Genomic DNA, 2,588 nt, shown 5'->3' with positions numbered 1-2,588 from the left:
TTGCCGGCGAAGGCGATCTCACGGGCCCCTTCGCCGGCAAGCCGGGCTCCTACAGGTTCCGCGTGGGCCTTCACCCTATCAGTTCTACTAGTAGACAGATATTCGCTGATCTTCGAAGCTGAAATACTAGATCAAAGACTTTTAGAGGTTTTGCTCATGAATGCGAAGGCTCAAAACGTGCTATGCCGTTACCACTATGATCCGCTGGACCGACTCATCGGAGCGACAGGCGATAAGGGACTTCAGCGCTTTTACTGTAAAAGTCGCTTGGTCTCTGAGATTCAGGGATTGGCGCATCGTTCGATTTTTCAACAGGGCGACCAACTTCTGGCTCAGAAAGATCAACAGGACAATTTGGTAGAAACGTCACTGATGGCGACAGATCAAATGCGAACAGTATTGCAGGTAGATAAAATCAATCGAACTAGTCCCTTCGCCTATTCTCCGTACGGACATCGTCCAACTAGAAGCGACTTACTAAGTTTGTTGGGGTTCAACGGCGAGCGAACAGACTTGACCACTGGGAATTACTTGTTGGGCAATGGTTATCGGGCGTTTAATCCAGTGCTGAAAAGGTTTCATAGCCCGGATAGCTTCAGTCCGTTTGGGATGGGTGGATTGAATGCCTATGCTTATTGTTTGGGAGATCCCATTAATAGGCGGGACGACAGTGGGCATTATTCTTTTTGGAAGAATTTTAAATCATTTTTTAATATCAGAAAGAAACCGGCATTTTCTTTTTCTCCTCCTGCTACCCCCACTGCTTCAAGAAGGTATACCCTTTATGAACGCCAGTTGGATAAAAGCGTATCACCTGACACAATTGTCAATCAGTACAAAAAAGCCAGGAGTGAGGGGTTAAGCCTTAGAGTTCCGATAGAAAAAATAAATAACCCCGGGAAATTGGATTTAATCCCATATCCTCATGAGCTCCGTGGTTATAGACCCAAGACATTAGGTAGTGATGCGGTCAACTTCGTATACACTCAGTACGAAGAGCTATTCATAGGAAGCTCTGGTCATCTTGCTTTAAGCGCTGTTACAAAAAGCCCCGGAGTGGTAAGTGCTGGCGAAATAACTCGAACAGGGATTAAGAGCTTCAGCATTACGAATAGCTCGGGACACTTTAAGCCCGCGTATGAATCTCTAGTCCCTGTAAAAGAACGGCTGGAAAATTTTGGCGCCAACGTTGCCCTAATACGCCATCAATAACCCAATTTTCAGCGATAGTCTCGTAGTAGAAACTGTGTAAAGCGAGCAATGCTATTGGTGATGCTGATTCTTATTGTCGCTTAAGCATCACCGGCAGCTGCGCCACCAGCTTCACATTGTTCAACGGCGCCCGGATAAACCCGCGCTGCGTCCCGTCCGTCCCGATCACCGCCAGATTGCCCACTGTGGTCGACGGTGTAGTTCGGCTTGCTGGTGTCCGCCGGAGTGAACGGAATGCTCACGGCGTTGGCCACTTTCTGCAGGTCTTCAACAGAGTTCGGCGTCAGGCCGACAGGTGCTGCTGCTGCTGGTGCTGGTGCAGGTCCTGCAAACCGTAGGCGACAAGCTGGTTGTGCATTTTTCCCGGAAATAAAAAGCTCTCGTAAATGATCAATGAGCCGGCCATTCGCTGGCAGGCGCCAAACGGGCGCCGCAAGCGGGTACCCAAAAGGAGTTAGCTGAATGAAAAAACTACTCGTCGCGTTCGCTGCCGTTGCAGCCTTTTCCGCCCATGCCGCCGACACCCTGACTGTCGCGGCGACTCCGGTTCCGCACGCGGAAATCCTCGAGTTCGTGAAACCGGCACTGGCCCAGCAAGGCGTCGACCTCAAGGTCAAGGTCTTCACCGACTACATCCAGCCGAACGTGCAGGTCGCGGAAAAACGCCTGGACGCCAACTTCTTCCAGCACCAGCCATACCTGGATGAATTCAACAAGGCCAAGGGCACTAACCTGATTTCGGTTGCCGGCGTGCACCTGGAACCCCTGGGCGCTTACTCCAGCAAGTACAAGACTCTGGAAGAACTGCCAAGCACCGCCACCGTGGTGATCCCGAACGACGCCACCAACGGCGGCCGTGCGCTGCTGCTGCTGGCCAAGGCCGGTGTGATCAAGTTGCAGGATTCGAACAACATCCTGTCGACGGTCAAGGACATTACCGAGAACCCGAAGAACCTGAAGTTCCGTGAGCTCGAAGCCGCGACCATTCCGCGTGTACTGACCCAGGTCGACCTGGCGCTGATCAACACCAACTACGCGCTGGAAGCCAAGCTCGATCCGTCCAAGGACGCGCTGGTCATCGAAGGCAGCGACTCGCCTTACGTGAACATCCTGGTCGCCCGCCCGGACGACAAGGACAGCGAAGCGATGAAGAAGCTGGTCGCTGCCCTGCACAGTCCGGAAGTGAAGGCTTTCATCCTCGAGAAGTACAAAGGCGCGGTCGTGCCGGCGTTCTGATTTGTAGCTATGACGAAAAAAAGGGGCGCATTGAATGCGCCCCTTTTTTTCGCCTGAAACACTGCCCTTGTAGGAGCCCGGCTTGCCGGCGAAGGCGATCTCACGGGCCCCTTCGCCGGCAAGCCGGGCTCCTACAGGTT

At 52.8% G+C, this 2,588-nt stretch carries 2 protein-coding genes and 2 pseudogenes; 3 read left to right on the top strand and 1 reads right to left on the bottom strand.

Annotated elements, in window-relative coordinates; genetic code table 11:
- Positions 1-1,212 (top strand): RHS repeat-associated core domain-containing protein (locus SOP95_RS31420; RefSeq protein WP_442967803.1); only part of this gene is annotated, 1,212 nt, incomplete at its 5' end.
- A gap of 70 nt (positions 1,213-1,282) precedes the next feature.
- Here the strand turns inward: SOP95_RS31420 and SOP95_RS31415 are convergent.
- Positions 1,283-1,502: pseudogene (locus SOP95_RS31415) on the bottom strand (SCO family protein); the annotation flags it as partial.
- Positions 1,503-1,507: 5 nt separating this feature from the next.
- Here SOP95_RS31415 and SOP95_RS31410 point away from each other — a divergent pair.
- Both SOP95_RS31410 and SOP95_RS31405 read left to right on the top strand, forming a co-directional pair.
- Positions 1,508-1,585 (top strand): annotated as a pseudogene (locus SOP95_RS31410) (metal ABC transporter permease); the annotation flags it as partial.
- Positions 1,586-1,674: 89 nt separating this feature from the next.
- Positions 1,675-2,448: a MetQ/NlpA family ABC transporter substrate-binding protein gene (locus SOP95_RS31405; RefSeq protein WP_274073834.1), complete on the top strand. Its 774-nt coding sequence runs from the start codon at positions 1,675-1,677 to the stop codon at positions 2,446-2,448.
- The last annotated feature ends 140 nt before the right edge of the window (positions 2,449-2,588 follow it).

Source organism: Pseudomonas sp. YuFO8 (assembly GCF_035065025.1).
GTDB lineage: Bacteria > Pseudomonadota > Gammaproteobacteria > Pseudomonadales > Pseudomonadaceae > Aquipseudomonas > Aquipseudomonas putida_AE.
This window is presented reverse-complemented; position numbering and strand designations above follow the sequence as displayed.

Bases quoted from the DNA above. Each gene is read 5' to 3' on its own strand.
- SOP95_RS31405 (WP_274073834.1), top strand. From the start codon at position 1,675: ATGAAAAAACTACTCGTCGCGTTCGCTGCCGTTGCAGCCTTTTCCGCC.